This is a genomic window from Faecalibaculum rodentium (genome assembly GCF_001564455.1).
GTDB lineage: Bacteria > Bacillota_I > Bacilli_A > Erysipelotrichales > Erysipelotrichaceae > Faecalibaculum > Faecalibaculum rodentium.
In genome coordinates, this window is the sequence record NZ_CP011391.1 from 239992 (window position 1) to 264691 (window position 24700).

Here is a 24700-nt window from a genome sequence, read left to right on the forward strand (position 1 = left end):
ATGCTGATACAAGCGATACTGCTCGGTCTGGTTGCCATGCTCGGCAACGCCGAATACCTCTTTGGCACCTGCCTGCTCTCCCGTCCCCTGATCATGGGCACGCTGACAGGCATCGTGCTGGGCGACATCGAAGCCGGTGTCCGCATTGGCGCCACCATGGAGCTGGCCTTCATGGGTGCGTTCTCCATCGGGGCAAGCATTCCCCCTGAAATGATTTCCGGCACGGTCCTGGGCACGGCGTTTGCCATCACCACGGGATCCGGCCCGGAAACGGCCCTGGCCATTGGCCTGCCGGTGGCTTCCCTGGTCCTGCTGGCGAAGAACTTCGGCATGGTCTTCATTCTGCCGCCCTTTGTGCACAAGGCAGATGAATGTGCGAAGAACGACAACATGCAGGGCATTGCCGTGGTGCACTACCTGGCCGGTTTCTTCGGTGTGAACCTGATCATCGGCCTGTGTGTGGGAATCGGCTACTATGTGGGGTCTCCGGCGGTCGAGGCCTTCCTGTCCATCATTCCCGAATGGATCTCCAAGGGTCTGGAAATCACCATGGGTCTGCTGCCGGCAATCGGTTTCGGTCTGCTCATGAAGATGATCATGAACAAAGCCAACGCCTGCTTCTTCATTCTCGGATTCGCAATGAGTGTGTATTTCAACCTGCCGGGTACCGGCATTGCCATTCTCGGTGCGATTCTCGCCATTGTACTTACACAGATCAAGCGGTCGCAGACCATGCAGACGGCTGTCGCACAGGGAGGATACACAGATGACGACGAAGACTTCTAAGAAGCTGGAAAGAAAGCAGCTGATGTCCGTGTTCTGGCGTTCATTCGGCCTGGAATGGGACTGGAACTATGAACGGCAGATGAACATCGGCTACTGCTACTGCATGCTGCCGGTGATCAAAAAGCTCTATGACGATCCTGCCGAGCAGGAAGCGGCGATGAAACGTCACCTGGAATTCTTCAATACCACCCCGCAGCTGGCGACCCTGATCCTGGGCATCACGGCGGCGATGGAAGAACAGAACGCGAATGATCCGGATTTCGACACGCAGTCCATCAATGACGTGAAGGTGTCCCTGATGGGGCCCCTGGCGGGAATCGGCGACTCCTTTATCTGGGGCACGCTGCGGATCATTGCCACGGGTGTGGGTCTGTCCCTGGCGACACAGGGCAACATTCTGGGTCCCATCCTGTTCTTCCTGATCTTCAACATCCCGGCACAGGGCCTGCGCTACTACCTCATGGGTGCCGGCTACAAGCTGGGAAGCGGCTTCCTGGCCACGCTGCAGAAAAGCGGCTGGATGGAGATGCTGACCTATGGTGCCTCTGTCCTGGGCCTGACGGTGATCGGGGGCATGACGGCACAGAATGTGGCCATCAATGTGCCTCTGGCAATCGGCGCAGGGGAAGAAGCGACGACCATCGGCGATATCTGCAACACAATCATGCCGGGGATCCTGCCGCTGCTGTTCACCTTCGGCATCTACTACCTGCTGAAGTTCAAGAACGTGAAAACCACGACGCTGCTGGTCGTCTTCATTCTGATTGGCTTCGCGGGCGCTTTCTTCGGCATCCTGGGATAGCCTGACGGACAGACCGGCTGCGGCACAGACACAACGGAAAACATACAGAGACAGAAATACAGAGAAACAAAGGAGGAACACAACCATGATGAAATTCAACGAACAGGAAAAAATCGACAGCGTCAAAGGCGCGCTGGCACTGCGTCCCCAGATCGAGGAAATCGTGGACGGCATCTGCGAAAACGGCTACAAAAACATCGTGTGGCTGGGCATCGGCGGCACCTGGGCGAGCGCACAGCAGGCGACGGTGCACATGAAGGAAAAAACCGGCATCGAGACCTGGGCGGAAAACGCAGCGGAATACCTGACGACCGGCAACAAACGGATCGGCGAAGGCAGCGTGGTGATCACGTCGTCCGTGACGGGCAACACCATTGAAGTGGTGGAGGCCGTGAAGAAGGCAAAGGAAGCGGGCGCGACGGTGATCGGATTCATCGATGCACCGGAGGCTGCCCTGGCGAAGATGGTCGACCACGTGATTTCCTACAAGCAGAACGAGCAGCTGAAGTTCTTCATGACCGCAGACCGTTTCATGAAAAACGCCGGCGAATTCGATGACTATGACGAAATGTATGCCGAGTTCGATCAGTACCTGCCGCAGGCCCTGGTGGAAGTGGAAAAAGCGGCGGAGCCCTTCGCAGTGGAGTTTGCGAAGAAGCACTGGAATGACGACATTCACTACTTTGTGGGCGCGGGCAACCAGTGGGGCGCGACGTATTCCTACGCGATGTGTTACTGGGAAGAACAGCTGTGGATCAAGACCAAGTCCATCACATCCCCGGAGTTCTTCCACGGCATGTTCGAGATCGTGACAAAGGAAACCCCGGTGACGGTGTATGTCGGGGAAGACAGACAGAGAAAGCTTTCCGAGCGCGTGGTGAACTTCCTGCCCCGGATCTGCGGCAACTACACGATCATTGACACGAAGGACTACGAACTGAAGGGAATCAGCGAAAAGTACCGCGGCGACATCTCCCACCTGGTGATGCACGCTGTGAACAACCGGATCGATGTGCACATGGAAGACGAGACAAAGCACCCCATGGAAATCCGCCGGTACTACAGAGCCCTGGACTACTAGGACAGAGGAGCCGGTTCCATGAAACGGACCATGCAGGACTACATACAGGAGTCTGCCGAAACGTGCCGCAGACTGCTGGAGGATGATGCACTGTGTGCACCGGTGGTCGACCTGTGCAGACAGAAAAAGCCTGAAACGATCTGGCTGGTGGCTTCAGGCTCGAGTTATAACGCCTGCGTCTGTGCGCAGCCGTACATGGAACGGTGGATGGATTCAAAGGTGGAGCTGATGACTCCATTCACCGCTCTATATTATACCCCGGCGATCCGGGAGGACGACCTGGTTCTGGTGATCACCCAGAGCGGACTGTCCACCAACGCCATTGCGGTGCTGGACTCCCTGCAGGACAGGGAAAACGTCATCTGCCTCACGGGAAACCGGGAGAGCGATGTGAAGGACCATACGGCATGTGTGCTGGAATACGGTGTGGGGGAAGAGCTGGTGGGATACGTCACAAAGGGCGTAAGCACCCTGTGTCTGTATCTTATGCGCGTGGCGCAGATCCTGGCGGACCGCCCGCTGGAGGAGTTTTATACCGCACTGGAGACCTTCAGGCACACCGTGACGACCACAGAGGGGTTTGTCAAGCGTCACTTCCGGGCGCTGTCTTCCATGCAGACGGTGTACTGTCTGGGGGCGAAGAACAGCGCGGGCGTGGCAATGGAAGCCGCACTGAAGATTGGGGAAACCGTGCATGTTCCGGCGTTCTTCTATGAGGCAGAGGAGTTCATCCACGGACCCAACCTGCAGCTGACGCCGAACTACACGATGTTCTTCTTCGACAGCAATGACCGGGCATCTCACCGGATCCAGGCAATCTGGGAGAGCGCCTGTCTGATCAGCGACCGGGCATATCTGATCACCATGGATCCCGACCGGAAAGACCAGAACAATGTCCTGTTCATGGATCCTGCGGTGAGTCCGCTGTTCACCTCCTTTGCGGCGCTGCCTTTTGCGCAGCTGGTGAGCGCGGAAATCAGTGGTGTGCTGCACAGTACGATGCAGCATCCGCTGCTGAAGCAGTTCAAGGAACATACATCGGCAAAGACGGAGAATTTCGTCAACTACGATGGCGATGAGGCGTGAGTGGTCACGCCTTTTTTGCGGGATGTCTGACAGGAGGCAGAAGACGGCGTTTGTAAACGCTGTTCCAGAATGTGTCCGGGCTCTTGCACTGTGTGCGGAGAACCGCGACAATATCCAGTACACCTGTCATTGCAAGAGGGAAGGCGGCGGGTTTCTGCAGGGATGCGGACCGGCTGGCGACACCCCGGAAACAGGGACTCAGAAAGGAGCGACAACAATGGAACATCAGGTCAGGGATATGACTTCGGGAAAGCCGCTGCATCTGATCACGGCGTTTTCCGTGCCGCTGCTGTTTGGCAACATCCTGCAGCAGATGTACAACTTTGTGGACACACTGGTGGTCGGCCGGGGCGTTTCAATGGATGCGCTGGCGGCGGTCGGCCTTACGGGCAGTCTGAATTTTCTGGTACTCGGGTTCATCATCGGTCTTTCGCAGGGTGTCGGCATCCTGTGTTCGCAGTATTTCGGGAGCCGGGAGTATGCGCAGCTGCGAAAGTCAGTCACGATGTCCTTTTATCTGAATTTTTCGACCGGTGCACTTCTGACCGTTCTGTCCATGGTCAGCGCCAGGCAGCTGCTGGTGTGGATGAACACCCCTGCGGAACTCATGGCGGATGTCTGGCTGTATATCGAAGTGATTTTCGGCGGGATCCTGATTTCCCTGGCCTACAACTTTCTGTCAGGGATCCTGCGGGCCCTGGGCAATTCGAGGGATCCGCTGATTGCCATGATCATCGCGTTCATCATCAACACGGTTCTGGATGTGGCCCTGGTCATGGGACTCGGATGGGGTGTGCTGGGAGCAGCGGCTGCCACAGTCAGTGCCCAGCTGTTCTCGGCGGTCTACTGCCTGATCTGTGTCCGGAAAATCGGCTTTATGAAGCTGGAAAAGAAAGACTGGAAATGGAACGGAGCGCTGTTTCGCAAATCCTTCGTGCTGTCCCTGCCGGTGGCGCTGATGAATTCGATCACGGCCCTGGGTGTGATTTTCATGCAGATCGCCATCAACGGCTTTGGTGCTGTCTATATTGCGGGGTATTCCGTCGCCAGCAAGATCATCATTATTTTTGAGCAGCTGGATGTGTCCTTTGGCACAGGGGCGGGAACCTTTGCGGGGCAGAATCTCGGGGCCGGGAAAACCGGGCGGATCAAAGAAGGGATCCATCAGGTGAATCTTCTCCTGATCGGCGTCAATCTTGCGATTTTCGGTCTCATGCTGTTTGCGGGCAGACCACTGATCGGGCTCATGGTGGGCGATGAGCCGGCGGTGATCGAAGCTGCGTGTCAGTGCATCCGCTTTCTGTGCTTCTTCCTGATGTTTCTGGGAACCCTCTGGATCTACCGGACATCGCTGCAGTCCATGTCGGATACCTTCTGGCCGATGCTGTCAGGAGTCCTGGAATTTGCAGCCAGAACCATTGCCCTTCTGATCCTGCCGAAGCTGATTGGCTTTTACGGTGTTCTTTCCGCAGAGGTATCCGCCTGGATCCTGGCAGCGCTGATGCTGGTGATCGTTTACCGGAGGCGGATCCGCATTCTCGAAGCCGAGTGTGCAGAAAAAGGACGGGATCTGTCTGCAGTCTGCTGACGATATTCAGGGAAAAGTGTTCGGCACAGCTGGACAATACCAGCTTCCAGACTGACCTGGCGTGAGAAATCACGCCTTTTTTACAGCGTTGTGCCGCTTCTGCAGCGGTCCATGATGACCGGAGCACAGAACAGTCGCCGAAAACGGCGGATTACGGGTCCTGAAACCTCCGAACCGGAGATTTTTCCTTTCCGGATTCATTGATATTCTCAAAGCAGATATTCAGAACAGTTCGCAGAATCTGCACGGCCTCTTATGAGGAGGAAAGCATTCGCAGAGCGGCGGATGTCTGAATGTACATGGGAAGAAAGTCATTGAAGAAGCAAAAGAGCATATACCAGCTATCCAGGGAACAGGCAGGCCTGACAAGACGGGCAGCGGCAGACCGGCTGGGATTTGTGTCGGAGGGACGCATCGAAAAGATCGAAGGCGGAAAATCGCAGATTGATCCGGCAGAAGTGCTGGCGATGGAAGATGCGTATAAAGACAGTGTTCTGGTGAACCGGCATTGCACCCATCAGTGTCCGATCGGGATGAAGACGGTCCCGGTTCTCCGGAAACGGACACCTGCAGAAATCGTGCTGGAGGTTCTGTTTCTGTCAGATACACTGAACGGACTCCAGACCGGTCTGATAGCCGGCGGGTATGATCCCCAGTGGCCGGCAGGAAGGGAGGCAGTGTTTTCACAGGCTGCAGAGGTACTGACGGCTCTGGGACGATGCGGTGGTGAAATCCGGCTGCTTCTTCGGGAAGAGGAACAGGAACATGAAAAGAACTGAATGGATGACAGGAGCGCTGGCTCTGGGAATGATGATTGCCGGATGCAGTGCTTCGGCAAATGAAGAACAGCAGCCGGTGAAGGGACAGGACCAGGTGTCAGAGGAAAGCGGAAAGGAACGGGTCGATGGAGAAAGACCTGATCAGCCGGAAAAGACGATGGATGGAGACAGGAGAAACACAGAAAAAGAACCGCAGGAGCCTGCACAGCCGGAAACTGCGGCAGGGACGGACCAGATCCGGCCCGAGTTCAAGGCTGCAATGGATGAATATGTGGCATTTTATGAAGACTATGCGGCGTTCATGCAGCGGTACAGGGAGAATCCTTCGGATTTGAACCTGCTGCTGGAGATGACAGACTGGATCTCACGCACGGAGACCATCACAGATGAGCTCGACAAGCTGGATGCTTCACAGGATGAGATGAATGCTGCAGAACTGCAGTATTATCTGGAATCCACAGCAAAAATCTATGGTCTGATCGCACAGGCTGCGGGGTGAAGGAACCCCCTGGCTGAACCGGAGACAGGTTGCCGTCATGAAAAACAGGCCGGATTTCCCTGATCAGGGAATCCGGCCTGTCTGTTTTTTGCGTTTGTGGTCATTTGATGTCAAATTCCTCAAAGAGAGCTGTGATTCTCTTTCTGTCATCGGCAGAGTCCAGGAACTCCTGAAGTCTTCCAGCGTGTGTCATGGCTTTTATGAGTCTGCCGGTCCGGTCAAGGGAATCTCTCTGGCCCGCAGTCTCCCGGCCTTCATTCCTTTTTCATAAACACTTTCGCCCAGGTTGCACATCGTCAGGACCTCCTCTTCCACATCCGCAGTGACCGGTACCTGATACTGCTCCAGTATCTCCGGCAGCTCTTCCATTTTCATTGTTGTTGCAAACCAATTCACGCAGTAAATTCCAGACCGGATGTTCCTCAGCAGCCGGACCGGATCTCTGCCTGCAGCCATAACAGAGCCCCGGGGTGTCATATTTATCTTGAAAATATCTGAAATTCGGGTATAAGCTACTGAAAATATAGAATATTTTTCAGAAAATATAGCTGAACTCACGTCATTATGGGAGATTGTGTGATATTCTGTTCCCTGTGAAAGGAAGTACTCACTCATGAATGGAATCACTTTGATGATCATCGCAATCGTGGTCCTTGGCGCAGGTTACCTGGTATACGGCAGATGGCTCGCCAGAACCTGGGGCATTGACGAAACCGCCCCAACCCCTGCCTATACACAGGAAGACGGCGTGGACTACGTTCCTGCCGACACCAATGTGGTGTTCGGACACCAGTTTGCCTCCATCGCCGGGGCCGGTCCCATCAACGGACCGATTCAGGCAGCAATATTCGGCTGGGTGCCTGTCCTGCTGTGGATCCTGATCGGAGGTGTATTCTTCGGTGCGGTCCAGGACTTTGCCTCCATGTACGCCTCTGTGAAATCGAAGGGAAAAGGCATCGGTTCCATCATCGAGATGTACATCGGCAAAACCGGAAAAAAACTGTTCCTGCTCTTCTGCTGGCTTTTCTGCATCCTCGTGGTTGCAGCCTTTGCGGATGTGGTGGCGGGGACCTTCAACGGCTATGCCCCGGATGGCGCCACCATTGAAGCCAACGGCGCCGTGGCCACCACCTCCATGATTTTCATCGGCGAAGCCGTGTTTCTGGGGATGATCCTCCGGTATGGCCGGCTGAACAAATGGGTGAACACCGCCATTGCGATCCTCATGCTGGTGGCGGCTGTGGCCCTGGGTATGAAGTTCCCGATGTATCTGACGCAGACCACCTGGCATTACATTGTCTTTGCCTATGTGTTCATTGCCTGTGTCGTGCCGGTCTGGGCACTGCTTCAGCCCCGGGATTACCTGAATTCCTACCTGCTGATATTCATGATCGCCGCGGCAGTCATTGGCGTGTTCGTCTCCAACCCGGATGTGAACCTCGCTGCCTTCACCGGTTTCAGTGTGGACGGCCAGATGCTGTTTCCGATTCTCTTTGTGACGATCGCCTGCGGCGCCGTGTCGGGGTTCCACTCCCTGGTTTCTTCCGGCACAGCCTCAAAGCAGATCAAAAACGAGAAGGACATGCTGCCGGTTTCCTATGGTGCCATGATCATGGAATCCATGCTGGCAGTCATTGCCCTGATCTGCGTAGCGTCCTTCGCCGGCGGGGAAGCTGCAAATGCCGGTCTGGTGACCCAGCCGCAGATCTTCGCGGGAGCCATTGCGAATTTCCTCGAAGCCGTGGGACTGCCCTGGAACCTGACCTTCACGCTGATCAACCTGGCGGTCTCCGCCTTTGCCCTGACATCCCTGGATTCTGTGGCCCGCATTGGCCGGCTGTCTTTCCAGGAGCTGTTTCTGGATGCGGAAGATGACGGCAGGGAACTGACACCCACCAGGAAACTGCTCACCAACACGTATTTCTCCACGGCGCTGACGCTTGTCCTCTCCCTGGTGCTGGCAAGAATCGGCTATGCCGAGATCTGGCCGCTGTTCGGCAGCGCCAACCAGCTGCTGTCGGTACTGGCACTGGTGGCCTGTGCGGTGTATCTCAGGAAAACCAGCCGCAAGTCCCGGATGCTGTACATCCCCATGGTCTTTATGATGGCTGTGACCTTCACGGCGCTCTCCATGACGATTTACACACTCGGAACGCAGTTCATGACCACGGGCCTGTCCCTGGGCATGAGTCTCCAGCTCGTGTTTGCGGTGCTGCTGCTGGCTTTGGGACTGGTGGTGGCGGTCCAGGGAATCAGGGCTCTTCGCGGGAAGCCTGTGGAAGTGCCTGTCTTCGAGGAACAGGAACTGGAGGCCGAGGAAGCCTGATCTCCTGCTGCCAGAGTGTATCTGAATCTGGATATGGACGAAAAAAGGACCCTGTGCGGGTCCTTTTCTGGTGCGGCGGACGACAGCAGACTGTAAACATCAGGGAAGAGTGAAGAGATAAGCTTCAGTCACGTTGCTGCCCTTCGAGCCCGAATGACAGGAGGACATCGATTTCCGGTTTCCAGAGAAGTGTCTCCGGCCGCTTTTCCGGCTGGCAGAACATGATCATGTAAAAAGGCAGATACAGGATGGGTCCTTCCTGTTCCGCATTTCCCTTGCAGAAGACGAAAGCCCGGGCAAACTCCCACTGATCTGAGTCAATGGCTTTGGAGAGGGAAGGATGCTTTTTCCAGTCACTTCCGGATTTGTTTTCCAACAAGTCGACCTGTCTGCCGTTCTGGAGGACAAAATCCAGATCCCCGAATTTTTTCTGATCGTAGTAACAAAGAACCATGTCTTTGGCAGCAATGGACTGCGCAAAGACATTTTCCAGGAGACTGCCTGCATTGACGCCGACTTCTCCCTGCAGCAGAGGGACTTGAAGGTTTCCCGGGCTGGCTTCACAGAGCGATCCTGTATCACACAGAAACAGCTTGAAGAAGCTGCGCTTCCCGTTCAGGGTGAGCGGAGTGACAGGGGCCGACACATTGAAGCGGGGAAGAGCCACTCCGGCTTCCCGAAGCCACAGAAAGCTGTTTTCATACCGCTGCATCCGGGCCCCCTCTTTCAATCTGGACAGGACAAACCGGCTGATCTTGCTGTCGAGCTGTGCTGGTATGCTGTCAAAAATTGCCCAGATTTTGTTTTTTCCGTACTTTTGGCGTATCTGGCAATATCTGATCTGTAAAGGCGCAGAATGTTTTCCTGCATTGGACTGCACGCAGCCAGATCCGGGAACCGGACATAGTCCTGAACGACCGCCGGCATTCCGCCGACAATCATAGCCGACAATCATACAGGTATAAAACAGCTGCAGCATTTGCTGATGAACAGGTTCCGGCACGGACTGATGGTGTGTGAAGCAGTTTCGGAGATGGTCCAGGGTCTCCGCAGGAACAGTCACCCGCTTCCGGCATTCCCGGAACTGCAGGACCCGGCCGAAAGACTGTCCTTTGCTGCCCTCTTTTCTTATGCCGGTCTGCTGCCATCCGTTCCACTGTTCACTCTTCTGGCTGCACCTCCCGAAATCATCCTGCATGAGATTGCAGAAGGTTTTTGAGAAAATGGGACTGCCCGTTCCCGACAGGTGACTCCTTTCGGAATCAGGCACATAAACGACACAAAGCCGGTCTGTCCGGCTTAAAGGAGGTCCCATGCATATACACATCAGAAAACTGCTTGCCATCCTGGCAGTCTTTGCCATGACCCTTGGCTTTGCCGCCTGCTCCGCCAGTCCGGATGGCGGGGAAAGCACCAAAATGAAAACCGTGCAGACGGACAAAGGGGAAGTGGAAATCCCCGAACACCCGACGCGAATCATCAGCGACTACTACCTGGGCGAGTTCCTGGCCGTGGACGTGAAGCCTGTGATTGCTTCCCCCTATGCCCTGAACAATCCCTACCTGAAGGACTATGTCGAGGGCATCGAACCCATGAACATCACCTCCTCTGAATCCACGCTGGAGCAGTTTGCCGAAGCGAAACCGGACCTGATCGTCACCATCACCGAGGCGGACTATGAGAAGTATTCCAAAATCGCGCCGACAGTCTACATCCAGGACGGAAAACGCCCGGATAAAGAGACATTCCGCTACATCGCCTCCCTGGTGGGGAAGGAACAGGCAGCGGATGACTACATCGCAAAGTTCAACGACAAGATCGAGTCCCGCAAACAGGAGATCCAGGACATTGTCGGCAATCAGACGGTCTCGATCCTCGAAGTCTGGCCGCAGGAGATCTACACCATGGGGTCTCACTTTGCCAGAGGCGGATCCATTCTTTATGACATGTGGGGGCTGAAGGCACCGGAAGCCATTCAGAAGGACATGGTGGACGGAGATGAGCAGTACAAAGTCATTTCCCTGGAAGCCATGCCGGAATATGCCGGGGACTTCATTCTGTACGGCGTGCTGGACGGCACGGATCCGGCGTTTGTGACCAGCAGCAATCTCTGGAATGCCCTGCCGGCGGTGAAGAACGGAAAGACACTGCCGTATGAACAGGTATCCTGGATGCACCGGGATCCCATCACGCTGAACGCCCAGGCAGATGCATTCATTGCATTCTTCGAACAGTTCAAGGGGAAGTAAGTCATGAAACAAAGGAATTGGCGCCTGTACGCATTCCTTGTTCTGTCTGTGATCGCTGTTCTCGTGACAGCGGTCCTTTCCGTTTTTCTGGGGAGCACCGACATCAGCTGGCAGACTGTGCTCCAGGCCCTCTTTGCACCGGATATGAGCAGCCACCAGCAGATCGCCGTTGTGGATCTGAGGCTGCCCCGCACGCTGGGAGATATCCTGGTGGGTGCCGGTCTGGCCGTCAGCGGTGCCATCATGCAGGGTGTCACCCGCAACCCGCTGGCCGATTCCGGCCTTCTGGGCATCAATGCCGGCGCCTCCTTCGCCCTGGCACTGTGCCTTGCCTTTCTGACCCACGTCAGTTTCGGCTTCACGATCCTGGCGTCCTTTGCCGGGGCGGCGGTTTCCATGCTCGCTGTCTTCGGCATCCTCCTGCTCAGGCACCGCAACCTGGATTCCGCGCGGCTTGTCCTGGCGGGACTGGCCGTGAGTCTGTTTCTCACCGCACTGACCCAGGGAATCGCGATTCTCACCAGTACCGGCCAGTCTCTGACGTTCTGGACAGCCGGAGGTGTGGCGGGCATCCGGATGGAACAGCTGCGTGTGGCGGCGCCGGTCATGATCCTGGCCCTGGCCGGTTCCGTTCTGCTGTCTTCGAAACTCTCGATCCTGTCCCTGGGGGATGAAGCCGCCCAGGGTCTGGGACTGGATCTCAACCGCACGAAATCGGCAGCCCTGATCCTGGTCCTGCTCCTGTCGGGATCTGCCGTAGCCCTGGCGGGACCGGTATCCTTTGTCGGGCTGCTCGTGCCCCATGTGGTGCGGCATGTCGTGGGCAGCACCTACCAGGCCATCATTCCGGCCTCCATGACCGCCGGGAGTGTGTTCATGCTTGTGGCGGACCTTGTGTCCAGAACCGTGAATGCGCCGGCGGAGACACCAGTCGGGCTCATTTTTGCGGTCATTGGTGTGCCGGTGTTCATTGCCATCAGCCGCCGGGGGATCCGACATGAAGAAGTCTGACAGAAGGCGCATCCGGGTCCGGTTTGCCATCCTGGCTGTACTGCTGCTCATCGGCATCCTCCTGGACATCAACGCCGGATATTCCGGAGCAGGCCTGCAGGATCTGTTTGCGGGAAATCCCATCCTTGTGCAGTTCCGGCTCCCCCGGATGCTGGTGAGTCTGCTTGTGGGCATCGCCCTGTCCCTCTCGGGATCCATCATGCAGTCCGTGACCGGCAATGACATGGCGGAACCCGGGCTTCTGGGCATCAACGCCGGAGCGGGACTGTTCATTGCGCTGTTCATTTTCCTCTTCCGCCAGGGAAGCCCGGCATTCACCCTCATGCTGCCGCTGCTGGCATTTACCGGATCCGTCCTCACCTTTTTCACGGAGTACCGCCTGGCGTCATCCAGAGGCCGGGTGCACCCGAAGCGGCTGCTGCTCATGGGCGTGGCGATTTCCATTGCCCTGACTTCGCTGACCACGGTGATTATGCTGAAACTCCCGGATTCCCAGTATGCCTTCGTACAGAACTGGATCGCCGGAAACATCTGGGGAGCGGACTGGAACGGCGTGCTCCTGCTGACGGCAGGAGTGCTGCTCCTGTTTCTGTATGTGTTCTTCAAAAGCCGGACCCTCAACGGGCTGATGCTCGGACATGACGTGGCGACGGGAATCGGCATCAACACCCGGAAGGAATCCCGGAACCTGCTGCTGGCAGCGGTGGGACTCTCCTCTCTGTGCTGCGCTGTGGGCGGCGGCATGAGTTTTGTCGGACTGGTGGCACCGCATCTGGCACGGAAGCTCGTGGGGCCCAACTATGTGCGGCTGCTGCCTGCCGCCGTACTGGTCGGCGCGGTGATGCTGGTCTTTGCGGATCTTGTGTCCCGGACCTGCTTTCTGCCGTTTGAGATGCCCATCGGCATTGTCACGGCAGTGCTTGGCGCGCCTTACTTTTTGTATCTGCTGATCAGGGAGTGAAACATGACAGGAAAACCAGAAACACCCTGGGCGTTCCGGGGAGAAAACCTGCAGATCGGCTATTCGGACAAGCCGGTGATTTCAGGGATGGATCTGCGGATCCCGCAGGAGAAGATCACGAGCATCATTGGTCCGAACGGATGCGGGAAGTCCACCCTGCTCAAGGGTCTCGCCCGGATCATTCCCCTGCAGTCGGGAACGGTCTGGCTCGAGGGACAGGACATGGCAAAGCTGGGGACCCGGGAAACGGCGCAGATCATGGCCATGCTGCCCCAGGGCCCGCAGGCGCCGGAGGGACTGACGGTGGAAGAGCTGGTGAGCTTTGGTCGCTATCCCCATCAGCGCGGGCTACAGTCCCTGAAGGAAGAGGACCGGAAGCTCATCGAGTGGGCCATGCGGGAAACGAAGGTATACGACCTCCGGCATCGCAGCGTGGACCGTCTTTCCGGGGGGCAGCGACAGCGGGTGTGGATCGCCATGGCACTGGCCCAGGACACGCCGGTGATCCTGCTGGATGAGCCGACGACGTATCTTGACATGGCCCACCAGCTGGAGATCCTGGAACTTCTGGAGAAACTGAACCGGGAACAGCACAAGACCATTGTGGTGGTGATCCACGACCTGAACATGGCGGCACGGTTCTCCGATTACCTGATTGCCATGAAACAGGGACAGCTGCTCCATGAAGGGAGTGTGGAGCAGATCATGACTCCGGGTGTGCTGAAGGAAGTCTTTGGCCTGGAGGCATACATTGAGCAGGATCCCTGGACAGGCAAACCGGTCATGGTGACCTACCGCCTGGCTGCGTCTGAATAAGGGAGCGGTCCGGTTGATGAACCATCCGGGTTGGTCCGGGAAAGAAAAGAGGCGTCAGGTGCGGCGCTTCTTTTTTGTCTCTGCTTCCACAGAACTGCCGACGATGGCGGCGAGTATCCTCACCGGCGGTCTTTGGCGGGGCTCACATGGTTTTTTACAGAAGCTTTACATGGGACAGACTTGAATTTAACCGGGTCAACGTATACTGATGGTGAAGAAGTGACGTATAAAATGCCATACGAAAGGGAAAGGAGACAGTATGCCGCTGATTTATATCGCCGAGGATGATCCGGGGATCCGGGAACTCATTCTCTATACCCTGCAGGTCTCGGGGTTCGAGGCAAAGGGCTTCGAAACCGGGACAGCGCTGCTGGAGGCTGTGCAGGGCACCAGGCCGGATCTGGTCATGCTGGACATCATGATGCCCGGCCATGATGGACTCACCGTCCTGCAGAAACTCCGGCAGAACCCCGGGACGCGGGACCTGCCTGTCATTATGGAAACCGCCAGGACCGCGGAATCCGACACCGTGACAGGACTGGATCTCGGCGCGGATGACTATCTGTGCAAGCCCTTCGGCATGGCCGAAATGATGTCCCGCATCCGGGCGCTGCTGCGGCGTGCCTCCCGCCACCGGGAGAAAACAGAGGAAAACCGGACGATGGTGTTCCATGGCCTGAGCCTGGACCAGGCGACGCACGAAGTGTTCGCACAGGGGGAGCAGGTGTCGCTGACACGCAAGGAATATGAGCTTCTGAAGGTGCTCATGCAGTCTCCGCGGAAGGTGTTTTCACGGGATGAGCTGCTCATGAAGGTCTGGGATACGGATTTCGCCGGCGGCACCCGGACCGTGGATGTTCACGTGAACACCCTCCGGGGAAAGCTCCGGGAATCCGGGGCGGGGATCGAAACCGTGCGCGGGGCCGGATACCGCTTCAATCCGGAGGTGCTCCAGAACCGGGAGGAGCCGGAGATGGATGCAGACAAACCGGAATGGGATGACAAGCCATGACAAAGAAGATATTCTATGCGATTTTTTCCGTCTGCACCCTGGTGTTCCTGACCTCGATGATCCTGACGTTTTCCACGATCTTCAGCTATTTTTCCAGTGTGGAAAAAGACCAGCTGCACTCCAGTCTCCAGCTCGTGGCCCAGGGCTATGAGGACGAGGGCCTGAAGTTTCTCAAGGGCATGAACGGCGAAGACTATCGCGTGAGTCTCATCGACAGCGAAGGCACGGTGCTCTATGACTCCACCACCGACACCCGCTCGCTCCCGAGTCACCTGGACCGCGAGGAAGTGAAACAGGCACTGGAAACCGGCTGGGGGGAAAGCACGCGCTATTCCGAGACCCTGACCGAACAGGCTATCTATTCCGCCATGAAGCTCCCCGACGGCAATGTCCTGCGGATCTCCGTATCCCGGTATTCTGTCCTGACGCTGATGATGGGCGTCGCCACGCCGCTGATCTCCATTTTCTGCGGCGCTGTCCTCGCCGCACTGGTCCTCGCCATCTGGCTGTCCCACCGCATCATGTCTCCCCTCGAGAGTCTGGACCTGGAAAACCCGGAGACCACCGGGACATACGAAGAGATGGAGCCGATCGTGGACCGGCTGAAGCGCTATCGGCGGGACCTCGACCGGCAGAAGCGCCGGCTGCGGGTCCAGCAGGCGGAATTTGACACCGTGGCGGCGGGCATTGAAGAAGGGCTGATCCTGCTGGATCAGGATCTGCGGGTGCTGTATCTCAACAGCGCCGCAGGCCAGGCACTGGACCTGGAACCCGGGGCCGAGAAGGAAATCCTGCTCAGGATCGGGCAGGGAAAAGAACTGCCGTTCGAGAAACTCTGCATCCTGGAACCGGTGGTGGAACTGGCGGAAAAGGCCAGGGAAACCCTGGAACCGCAGTCGGCCCTGGTGCCGGCTGACACGAGGATCTGGCTGGCACAGGCCGGACCCGTGATTTCCCGGGACAAGTTCCGCGGGGAATCCATCCTGCTGCTGGATGTCACGGAAAAACAGCAGACAGAACGCATACGCAAGGAATTCACCGGCAATGTCTCGCATGAACTCAAGACACCGCTCCAGACGATTTCGGGGTATTCCGAGCTCATGGCACAGGGCCTCGCAAAGCCGGAGGACATTCCGCAGATGGCTGAACGCATTCTGCGGGAAGCCCGCCGCATGAGCACACAGGTCGACCAGATCCTGACACTGACCCGCATGGATGAAGGCCTGTCGGTGAAACAGGAACCCGTGAACCTGGACCAGGTGGTGAACTCCGTCCAGCAAGACCTGATGCAGAACGCCGAAACATCCGGTGTCCAGCTGACAGTGGACGTCCCGGATCAGCCGGTGACGGTATCCGGAGATCCCGCGCTGCTGAGAAGCGTGGTGTTCAACCTGACGGAAAATGCCATCAAGTACAGCGCTCCCGACAGCCACGTGCAGATGGAACTGACCACAGAGCCCGGCGAGGCCGTGATCCGCATCCAGGATGACGGGCCGGGAATCGCGGCGGAGGACCAGGAGAGGATCTTCGAACGCTTCTACCGCGTGGACAAATCCCGCAGCCGGCAGCTTGGCGGCACCGGACTGGGGCTGGCAATCGTGAAGAATGCTGTCCGTCTCCATGGCGGCACGGTGTCAGTCAGCAGTGAACCCGGGAAGGGATCGGTGTTTGAGGTCAGGCTGCCGATGATGGAAGAAAGGGACGGGCAGACTGAATCCTAACTGGACTTTATTTCCTGATAAAAGTTATATTGACTGTCAGGAATAATAATCAGCAGCTGACTGAAAATTAATTAATGAGCGAAAGACTGCAGTATATCTTAGAGAGATATAAGCTGCAGTCTTTTTAATTTTTAAGCGTGTAAAGCTGATAAGGAAGAGAAGACGATAATTAGGTCATGTTTGAAACCTCAATCTTATACTAGGTAAGTTGACTGAACCCCTCTTAGGAGTGGTGAGATTCGTCGCATATTGTGAATAATCGATAGTGACAGGAACTTTTAACCAAATTAAAACCATGTATGGAGTAAACAGGGGAGTGAATCTTTACGATTGATATGTAAGCCTTTACGGAAATTGTACTAGAGCATCTGTGAGTATGCTATGATTATTTATCATATCGTTTATTTCTATAGTTTTTTGATTGCTTCGATATAAGAAGGGGATTGACTTTATGCTTGAAGTTTGGGAAGAAGAAGGAATGCAGGAAGAGGTTATCCATTTGGATGCCTTGGAAAAAGATATAAGCCGAGAAATCAGCCGTTTGGAATTTAGAATCCAGGGACTGGATCTAAGCTCTGCAGTCGACTATGACGATGTGGAACGATTAAAAGACGAGAGAAGAAGATTCAAGAAATATAAAGATTCTATCTGCCTTTTGAATATACAAGCAATGGAACCATATCATGGGCGAATAGATATGGAAGATTCGGAAACAGGGGAATTGAAACAGTTTTATATTGGTCGAGAGGATTTAACTTTTAATTATACAGACCAGCGTGTTGTTGACTGGAGATCTCCAATGGGCAATATTTTCAGCTCTAAGAAGAAGGAGTTTCTTTTTGATGGTCGAATTCATAGATTAATTTTGAGACGAGACATAACCATCAAAAATAAAGAGCTGAAAGAAATCAACACAAGCTTCGATATCAACAATGAGATTCTGGGCAGCGAAGTTGTAGATAAGTTTCTGTTATCAGTGCTGAAAGATAAGCGAAGAGAGAATCGGTTGACAGACATTATTCAGACAGTAAACGCTACTCAAAATGAAATCATGAGAAGGCCCTTTGAAGAAAATTTCATTGTTCAGGGCTGTGCTGGATCTGGAAAAACCATGGTACTGCTTCACCGACTATCGGTTTTAAGTTTTGAAAATCAGTATCTGGATATAGAAAAACTTGATAGGCTACGAAGCTCAGTAAAGCTAAGCTGCAACCAGTTGTTTCTGGACGTCTTTAAAGTAGTCGATCATACCCTGCCGGGTCTGGTGAGCACCGCTGATTAGAGTTCTTCCCAGTGATGCAAAGATACTCTTTTTCTTCCATTTCCGGCGACTCAGTTTCCACTCGAAGTCTGCTAATTCGTTCTCCAGAAACTGCAGTGCGATCCCGTGTGCAGTCCCCTGTACCTTGCTTCTGAAGTTGGAAATGATGTGATCCAGAGAGGACAGATGATCTGTATCCACTTCGAACTTTTGGGCATCCACCAGTTTGCCGGCTATATCCAGAGCCAGGTTGGCCGAACTCCGGTCACAATGCACTACACAGTCACTGGGGACTTCTTCTTCCAGAAACTTCTTCAGTTCTGCCTTATTCTCGCTGTGAACGATTCTGAATTTGACAGCATCTGTGGCTTCGAATACTTCCTCATCACCATCCATGTCGTCCCAGACATAGTGTTTGATCACAGCTGCAGCCACATTGACTTTACCTTCTGCTCCCCATCCACGCTTTCCATGCTTCTTTCCGCCATAGGAAAAGACATCCAGTTCGATCGCATCGCAATCAACGGCTATGTGAGTTTCGTTGTCCTGCTTCTGAGCCTGTTTGATCTTGCGAAGCATGAGTTTTGTGGTGTGGTAGCTGACACCTGTCAGATCACTGATGTATTTGGCAGAAGTTCCCGTCTTGGAGATAACATAGGCGAACATCACGAGGATCCAGGAAAACAGAGGAGCCTTGGTGCTTTCCAGCGCTGTCCCGGCAGTGACAGATTCCTGATGACCACAGTGAGCGCACTGATAGACAGTTCTGAGAGAGCCGTTTTTTCGTACAACAGTCGTGTAGTGGGTATGACCGCACTTTGAGCACACAAAACCATCCTTCCACTTCAGATCAAAGAAGAAGCGTTCTGCGTCATGGGGGTCTGAATACTGGGCATGGATATCAGCAAAAGTCAGGTCTTTGAACAGCGATTTCTTGAACATAGGGTGCCTCTCTTCCTGATTCAAGTATCGCATTATTACTGGCGCTATTTATGCGTGATAAGCTATTAACTGAGCTTGGTAGTCTATCAAGTAGAAAAAATCAGAGTGATAACACCAAACCCTAATTTCAGTTTATTTATAGACGAATTAAGCACCGACTTAAAGATTGGGCTGATTAAAAAACAATCCGTTGAAGAATATTACATGGATCTGGTAAAACGATTCCATTCTTCTTGGAAACCAAGTGGATCTTTAAGAACTGAGACATCACTCGATACGGAGGTTCTGGAGTATATTTACTCAATCGATTTTCAAAAAATGATTTCTAATGAGCTCAGGAAGAAATGGAAGAAATCTATAAATATCTTGACGAAATGTGGTTTTCCAGAAATTGTCAAGAACAGTGGTTTGGCTTATCCGGACATATCGGAGCCTGGTTATAAATCATTTGCAATGCTTCAAAATATGATTACTGCATTAAATGTGCAAAAGCAAAAACACCAACAGAATGCAGAAAAACTGGGTATAGAACTTAAGGCAAAAGAAAGGCAATTTGCTGTTATTCAATTTGTAGAAGTGATACTGCGGAAAAAGCTGCAAAACCAGATTACAGGCTTACATAGATTCATAGAGGATACTCTCGCAAAGAAAACTGTTGAGAGAAGAACTATTAGTATTCAGTATCCTGATTTGCACAGAATAATAAATAAAATCAAAAAAGATATTGAAGAGGAAAAGGAGAGACTGAACCAGCTTCAATTAGAAGCATCTAAATGTGATCCGGATTCGGCTGAGAATCGTGATTTTTGGTTTAGTAGCTGTCCTGAGATGCGATCCACTTATGAGGAAATGAAATTATTGCAAGAGCAACTTAGAAAGGTTCCGGCTTACAATTTCACAAAAAAGAACAAATTAAAGAAACGGATTTCTGTATTGTCCAATTCTCTTGATCGGACAATCCTGGTCAACATGGAAAAGCAGAGAAATGAAAAGCTTAGGGAAATTAAAAAAATAGAGGCAGATATTGAAATTAAAGAAACTGATTTTAATGGATATATCAATAAACTAAGTGAGTTGAGGACACAGTTTAATGACCTGACCAATGAAATTACCCGGCTGAATATTGCTGCAACAGGAACAATGGATAATACTTCTTTGCCTTCTCCGGAATTGTTAAAATCTATAACCCAAAATGAAGAAGTAGATAACTACAGTTCTGTGTATAAAAAATGGGTAGATATTTCTTTCGCAAGGGAAAACTTGGATTATGATTTAATCAATGAAAAGACTGACAACTATAAAAGCGAATTAAACTGGATTCAATCGTTTATGACAGCAGAAAAGGAAGTACAGAGTCTCACATTTGATGCCTTATACAAGAATCTAGTTAAAAAAGCTATAACTAAACTTTTTTCTGAGAGTGACAAGGATAAGCGCCCAAAATCAGGATATTATCGATATAACATTTATACAGTGCTGTTCTTGTGCAGCTTGTACTATTCAACGTTGCCGGAGAAAGATATTCTTCTTTGCATTGATGAGGCACAGGATCTTTCCTTGTGTGAATATATGCTCCTTCACCACATTCAGGGGAAGAATTGCATATTTAACCTATACGGAGATGTAAACCAACTTGTGTATTCCTATAAGGGAATACCTGACTGGGAGATGCTCGAAGATATTCGAGAATTTCAGCTCTATCAATTAAATGAAAACTACAGAAACACTAATCAGGTTACTGAATTCTGTAATGATGAATTGGATAGCGAAATAACATCAATCGGCATTTCTGGACCAGAAGTGAAGAAAATGACTATTGTCGATGCACTAAATGAACTCTATATTCAAATTCTAAGCGAGGAAGGCTCCAGAGCTGTAATCTACAGTTCCAATAACGTAACCTCGAAAAAACAAATCCAACAAATGGGTAAGGATATATGCTTCTGTCCGGGAAAGGTTGAAAAGGGAAAAATAGCCCTTTTAACTGTTGAAGAGTCGAAAGGGCTGGAGTTCCAAACTGTTCTCGTTATCCCTGAAAACATGGAATACAATGACTTGTATGTAGCATACACACGGACTTTGAACGAGCTGATCATTGGATTATGAAGGATTATATTAATCAAAGATGCACTCACATACGTTACGGTTCTGGAACCATTATCAGCCAAAATTCAAAAATAATTGAAGTAATATTCGATGATATTGGTGAAAAAAAGAAATTTGCGTATCCCTCATGCTTTGAAAAGTTTATAACTTTAGTCGATTCGGAGGTGCAATTAGCGGCTAAAAGTCAGGCAGCAGAATTGGAGAATCAGAATTTACAGCAAGCCAAAAGACGAGAAGAGGAGAAAAGAGCTCAACAGTTTCGAGAGCGTCATGAGGATGAATTGAAAGAAATGTTTGATATTCCTCAATATGAAACTTTATCGAGTTTTTCCAACCATTTTAAATCATTGGTTTTAGACGAAATTCAAAGCGTACGAATGCATCCCAAGCGAAAGTATAAACTGAGGGATGGGAGGCTTATAAAACGGCAGGGTGGAGAGTACATTTATTCTTATGACTTGGAGGATAATCTTCAGCTTCCTGAAGATCAGGTAATTAATTTGTATATCAGTGCAAATGGAATATATATAGTTAATGATTTTGCTCGGGTCATTTCCTGCGAAGACTTCGAAATCACATTCAGTACTCTTGTAGATTTATCAGCTAATCTGAAGGTATTGGAAATCTCTTCGAGCCTGACGTGGCTATTGGAAGCTACAGTTGAACGACTTGAAGAATTAAGTGAGAGCCATTCTCCTATTGCTACAGAATTGGTTACTGCTGGAAAAAAACACATCATCAATGATAATTCGTTGATATGTATAGGGCAGGATACAGCAAGAGAAATGGCAACTCATCAACAAATAACATTTATTTGGGGGCCGCCAGGAACTGGAAAAACTGAGGTACTTGCACGAATTGGGAGTGATCATTTGAAACAAAATCATCGAATTCTCCTAGTTTCTACAGCCAATACTGCGGTTGATGGAGCAGCCTTACGACTGATACGGATGGGCGACAAAGATAGTTTTTCCCCAGGCCAAATTATCCGGTATGGGTTTCCCAAAGATCGTGCAGTCACCGAACACCCGTATTTATGGGTACAAACACTTCTGGAAACCAGATATCCTGAAGTATTTGCCAGGAAAAAGAAACTGATAGAGTTGCGTAAAGATGCATCCAATACAGATGATCATATAAAAGCAGAACTTAGCAAAATAAATCTATACATTAAAGAGTTGACAGCCGGTATTGTGGAAAATGCACAGTTTATAGCTACATCTATAGCCAAAGCTAAAACGGACAAACTAATTTGCAAACCAGGAAACTTCGATGTAGTGATTTTCGATGAAATTTCTATGGCATTGATTCCGGAAGTTGCAATCCTTGCAAACTTATGTAAGAAAACGTTCATTGGAATCGGTGATTTCCGGCAGCTGGCTCCTATTGCTCAATCTGGAGAAATACATAATGAATTAATCAGTGACATGTTTAACTATTGCGGTATCCATCAAGCTGTGGATAGTGGCTGCAGTCATGAATGGTTATGTATGCTGGATACACAATATAGAATGCATAGGGATATTGCGACTTTCATTTCTCGAAGCTCATATAAAAATAAGCTCAAAACAGCAACTGGGATTAGTGAAAAACGAATAATAGGAATAGAATCTAAGCCGTTATCAGGATTTCCAGTTGGGATTCTTGATTTATCAGGAATGATGACTGTATGTAGACAAACAGCCGAAAAATCAAGATTCAATATATTATCTGCTTTTATTTCTGTTATACAGATTATTCAGGCAAAAGAATGTGTTACATTGGGAATCATTACTCCATATAATGCACAATCGAGATTGTTGAAGGCCATTACACGTGATTTAGAAGATAATGGCTTTGAAAAATCATTATTAGAGTGCAGTACAGTACATAGCTTTCAGGGGTCTGAAAAAGACATAATACTGTTTGATTTGGTTGAATGCTACCTAATGCCTAGTCCAGGGGTTCTTGTAACCGGTATAACAAATGGAACCGCCAATCGGCTGTTTAATGTAGCTATGTCACGAGCTAAATGCAAATTTATCTGTGTAGCAAATTTGCTCTATTTGAGCAGAAAAAAGTTAAGCCGAAAGCTGGCGTTAACTGATTTCATTCATCGACTAAAATCAGAAGCGTATACCCCAGAAATGTACCTTAATACAGCTTTTACAGATTATTATGGTTTTTCAATTTTCACTGATTCCCGGTCTGCAACCAGACGATTCTTTCAGGACATAAAAAGCGCAAAGAAAACTGTGTATCTGGATATCCCGGATCCTATAAATAAAAGAAATTCATATAGTCCGCTTGTCGAGGTACTTTTCGACTATAGAGATCATGTGAAAACTACTATACGAGCCCAAAATGTCGAGAATCTTCCGGAAGAGTTTCAAAAACTGAAGCCTATTGAAGATCGATATAATCCAAGAGACCCGATTGCAATTATTGATGATCATATTCTTTGGTATGGACAGCCTTTGACGGACTCGGCCTTCCTCATAGGCGATAAAGTAGAACCTGCTTTATACAGGCCTATAATTCGATTCACAGGGAAGCATACAATTGCCCTTCTTTATGATTTTCTCCATATCGAGTAATTGAGAAGATAATAAAGCTGCAGCCTTCCCCTGTACCGGGTGAAAGCCGCAGCTTTTTTTCATGTGTCGGATGGAATACGTGTGTCAGACTCTACGCAATGGATGCTTCGTAGATCGACTGGATGCTGTCGTCCATCATTTTGTCGAAGGCTTCCTCTGTCTGATTTGCGTTCAGCCCCTCGGACAGTGCCCTGGAGAAGCTGGCAATCAGGCCGGGGTTCTTCTTCAGCAGCTCGTTGGCTTCCTTGCGGGAGTAGCCGCCGGAAAGAGCCACGATCCGGACAACATGGGGATCCTTCATGAGTTCTGTGTAGAGACCGGGTTTCGTGGGGATGGACAGCTTCAGCATGATCTTTGTGTCTGCCGGCAGCTTTTCCAGTTCTTTCTGGATGTCCTTCAGGAGAAGGTCCTCGGCTTCGGCTTTGTCCGCAATGGTGATGTCCACCTCGGGTTCCAGAATGGGCACCAGCCCTGCATCGGCAATCTGTTTTCCGATCTCAAACTGCTGCCTGACGATTTCCTCGATGCCCTTCGGGTTGGCGGCGTGGATCACAGAACGCATCTTGGTTCCGAAAATGTGCTTGCCCTTTGCCTTCTCCAGCGTCTGGGCCAGATTGGGGATGGGTTTCATGAGCTGCACGCCGTCTTTCTCCGGCTCCAGCCCCTTGTCGACTTTCAGGAACGGGATGACGCCTTTTTCTTCCCACAGGAAGTCCGCGGTGTCTTTTCCGTCCACCTGACGGTCCATGGTGTTTTCAAACAGGATCGCTCCCAGGATCCGGCTGTCAAAGGACGGGGACTTCATCATGCGGGTCCGCATTTCATGCATGAGATCATACATTTCCTCGTCGGTTTTCCAGGCATCCGATGTGATTCCGTAGCGTTCCAGTGCCTTCGGGGAGCTGCCGCCGGACTGGTCGAGTGCCGCAATGAAGCCCTGGCCGTCGGACATACGTTCAAGCTGTTTCTGGTTCATATTGACCTCCTTTTGTCATCTGTTTCCTTCATCATAACGAAGGCCGTCGCCCAGACCCTGCAGCATGCCTGCCATTGGGACAGAAGAGCGCTTTTATATAGATGAATGGTCTGCAGACCGGC

The 24700-nt window shown here is 51.8% G+C and carries 21 protein-coding genes; 17 read left to right on the forward strand and 4 right to left on the reverse strand.

Going from position 1 to position 24700, the window contains the following annotated elements:
• From aalo17_RS01105 to aalo17_RS01135, 7 genes are all read left to right on the forward strand, one after another.
• A complete protein-coding gene (locus tag aalo17_RS01105) occupies positions 1–786 on the forward strand; it encodes a PTS mannose/fructose/sorbose/N-acetylgalactosamine transporter subunit IIC (protein WP_067554436.1) in 786 nt (261 codons plus the stop codon).
• A complete protein-coding gene (locus aalo17_RS01110; protein ID WP_067554439.1) occupies positions 767–1588 on the forward strand; it encodes a PTS system mannose/fructose/sorbose family transporter subunit IID in 822 nt (273 codons plus the stop codon). Before aalo17_RS01105 ends, aalo17_RS01110 begins: the two co-directional genes overlap by 20 nt.
• Positions 1589–1673: 85 nt before the next feature.
• Positions 1674–2669, forward strand: coding sequence for an SIS domain-containing protein (locus tag aalo17_RS01115; protein WP_067554442.1), 996 nt, complete (start codon positions 1674–1676; stop codon positions 2667–2669).
• 18 nt (positions 2670–2687) lie between these two features.
• Positions 2688–3755 (forward strand): SIS domain-containing protein, encoded by a 1068-nt coding sequence (locus tag aalo17_RS01120; protein WP_067554445.1) that lies wholly within the window; start codon positions 2688–2690, stop codon positions 3753–3755.
• A gap of 217 nt (positions 3756–3972) precedes the next feature.
• Positions 3973–5343 carry an MATE family efflux transporter gene (locus tag aalo17_RS01125; RefSeq protein ID WP_158507657.1) on the forward strand — a complete coding sequence of 457 codons (1371 nt, stop codon included), beginning with the start codon at positions 3973–3975 and terminating at the stop codon, positions 5341–5343.
• A 314-nt stretch (positions 5344–5657) separates the two neighbouring features.
• Complete coding sequence (locus tag aalo17_RS01130; protein ID WP_158507659.1) at positions 5658–6122, forward strand: helix-turn-helix domain-containing protein; 465 nt, start codon at positions 5658–5660, stop codon at positions 6120–6122.
• Positions 6109–6621: a DUF6591 domain-containing protein gene (locus aalo17_RS01135; RefSeq protein ID WP_067554454.1), complete on the forward strand. Its 513-nt coding sequence runs from the start codon at positions 6109–6111 to the stop codon at positions 6619–6621. Before aalo17_RS01130 ends, aalo17_RS01135 begins: the two co-directional genes overlap by 14 nt.
• A gap of 198 nt (positions 6622–6819) precedes the next feature.
• On the opposite strand, the gene aalo17_RS12535 is transcribed toward aalo17_RS01135, so the two are convergent.
• A complete protein-coding gene (locus aalo17_RS12535) occupies positions 6820–7260 on the reverse strand; it encodes a hypothetical protein (RefSeq protein ID WP_145907397.1) in 441 nt (146 codons plus the stop codon).
• On the opposite strand from aalo17_RS12535, the gene aalo17_RS01145 reads away from it, so the two are divergent.
• Positions 7235–8947 carry a carbon starvation CstA family protein gene (locus aalo17_RS01145; RefSeq protein ID WP_067554460.1) on the forward strand — a complete coding sequence of 571 codons (1713 nt, stop codon included), beginning with the start codon at positions 7235–7237 and terminating at the stop codon, positions 8945–8947. The genes aalo17_RS12535 and aalo17_RS01145 overlap by 26 nt on opposite strands.
• 124 nt (positions 8948–9071) lie before the next feature.
• Here aalo17_RS01145 and aalo17_RS13255 read toward each other — a convergent pair whose 3' ends face one another.
• Positions 9072–10310 carry a DUF4143 domain-containing protein gene (locus aalo17_RS13255; protein WP_082743429.1) on the reverse strand — a complete coding sequence of 413 codons (1239 nt, stop codon included), beginning with the start codon at positions 10308–10310 and terminating at the stop codon, positions 9072–9074.
• Here aalo17_RS13255 and aalo17_RS01160 point away from each other — a divergent pair.
• From aalo17_RS01160 to aalo17_RS01190, 7 genes are all read left to right on the forward strand, one after another.
• Positions 10261–11196, forward strand: coding sequence for an ABC transporter substrate-binding protein (locus aalo17_RS01160; protein ID WP_082743166.1), 936 nt, complete (start codon positions 10261–10263; stop codon positions 11194–11196). The two genes, aalo17_RS13255 and aalo17_RS01160, sit on opposite strands and share 50 nt — an antisense overlap.
• A 63-nt stretch (positions 11197–11259) precedes the next feature.
• Positions 11260–12207, forward strand: coding sequence for a FecCD family ABC transporter permease (locus aalo17_RS01165; protein ID WP_420806566.1), 948 nt, complete (start codon positions 11260–11262; stop codon positions 12205–12207).
• Complete coding sequence (locus aalo17_RS01170) at positions 12194–13168, forward strand: FecCD family ABC transporter permease (protein WP_067554472.1); 975 nt, start codon at positions 12194–12196, stop codon at positions 13166–13168. Before aalo17_RS01165 ends, aalo17_RS01170 begins: the two co-directional genes overlap by 14 nt.
• Before the next feature lie 3 nt (positions 13169–13171).
• Positions 13172–13984, forward strand: coding sequence for an ABC transporter ATP-binding protein (locus tag aalo17_RS01175; protein WP_067554475.1), 813 nt, complete (start codon positions 13172–13174; stop codon positions 13982–13984).
• A 259-nt stretch (positions 13985–14243) separates the two neighbouring features.
• Positions 14244–14996 (forward strand): response regulator transcription factor, encoded by a 753-nt coding sequence (locus aalo17_RS01180; RefSeq protein WP_203225835.1) that lies wholly within the window; start codon positions 14244–14246, stop codon positions 14994–14996.
• Positions 14993–16717, forward strand: a complete 1725-nt coding sequence (locus aalo17_RS01185) for a sensor histidine kinase (RefSeq protein ID WP_067554478.1) — start codon at positions 14993–14995, stop codon at positions 16715–16717. The genes aalo17_RS01180 and aalo17_RS01185 overlap by 4 nt, the downstream gene beginning before the upstream one ends.
• Before the next feature lie 451 nt (positions 16718–17168).
• Positions 17169–17999 carry a helicase domain-containing protein gene (locus tag aalo17_RS01190; protein ID WP_067554481.1) on the forward strand — a complete coding sequence of 277 codons (831 nt, stop codon included), beginning with the start codon at positions 17169–17171 and terminating at the stop codon, positions 17997–17999.
• On the opposite strand, the gene aalo17_RS01195 is transcribed toward aalo17_RS01190, so the two are convergent.
• Positions 17919–18920 carry a transposase gene (locus aalo17_RS01195; protein WP_067554483.1) on the reverse strand — a complete coding sequence of 334 codons (1002 nt, stop codon included), beginning with the start codon at positions 18918–18920 and terminating at the stop codon, positions 17919–17921. The two genes, aalo17_RS01190 and aalo17_RS01195, sit on opposite strands and share 81 nt — an antisense overlap.
• Positions 18921–18995: 75 nt before the next feature.
• On the opposite strand from aalo17_RS01195, the gene aalo17_RS01200 reads away from it, so the two are divergent.
• Positions 18996–21026: a hypothetical protein gene (locus tag aalo17_RS01200; RefSeq protein ID WP_145907400.1), complete on the forward strand. Its 2031-nt coding sequence runs from the start codon at positions 18996–18998 to the stop codon at positions 21024–21026.
• Positions 21023–23602, forward strand: coding sequence for an AAA domain-containing protein (locus tag aalo17_RS01205; protein WP_067554489.1), 2580 nt, complete (start codon positions 21023–21025; stop codon positions 23600–23602). Before aalo17_RS01200 ends, aalo17_RS01205 begins: the two co-directional genes overlap by 4 nt.
• A gap of 91 nt (positions 23603–23693) precedes the next feature.
• On the opposite strand, the gene aalo17_RS01210 is transcribed toward aalo17_RS01205, so the two are convergent.
• Complete coding sequence (locus aalo17_RS01210; RefSeq protein ID WP_067554492.1) at positions 23694–24578, reverse strand: fructose bisphosphate aldolase; 885 nt, start codon at positions 24576–24578, stop codon at positions 23694–23696.
• Positions 24579–24700 lie beyond the last annotated feature (122 nt).